This window comes from Vibrio sp. 1249-1 (assembly GCF_033340495.1).
The window spans coordinates 1-529 of record NZ_JAWOWJ010001126.1; the positions used below are offsets into that span (position 1 = coordinate 1).

Below are 529 nucleotides of genomic sequence, written 5' to 3' on the forward strand. Positions count from 1 at the left end.
GCCTGGCGTACAAAATGGGGTGGATGCCGAGTGACATGCTCGCAGCCATTGCTGTAGCGGTTTCACTATCCTTTATTATCTCAGCACCTCTAAATCGCTTGGGCCATAAAATTTATCAACATTCCGGTAAATGGTTACAAGAAACGGCTGCAGAGAAACTCAACCAACGTGACCAGTTGATCAACCCGGGACATGCTCAAGTACTTATTCTAGGCATGGGGCGAATTGGTACCGGTGCATATGACGAGCTACGCGCACGTTACGGCAAGATTTCTCTGGGGATTGAGATCCGTGAAGAAGCAGCGCAACAACACCGTTCAGAAGGACGTAATGTCATTTCAGGGGATGCTACCGACCCAGATTTTTGGGAACGAATCCTAGATACTGGTCACGTAAAGTTAGTTTTATTGGCAATGCCACACCATCAAGGTAATCAAACGGCACTAGAACAACTTCAGCGTAGAAACTACAAAGGGCAAATTGCCGCTATTGCAGAATATCCAGACCAACTAGAAGGTTTGTTGGAAAG

General features: G+C 46.7%; 1 protein-coding gene. It reads left to right on the forward strand.

Translation table 11 applies throughout. The features are described 5' to 3' along the window. Positions 1-529, forward strand: a 529-nt coding sequence (locus R7Z50_RS30835; protein ID WP_318150191.1) for an NAD(P)-binding protein, incomplete at both ends; no start/stop codon positions are given.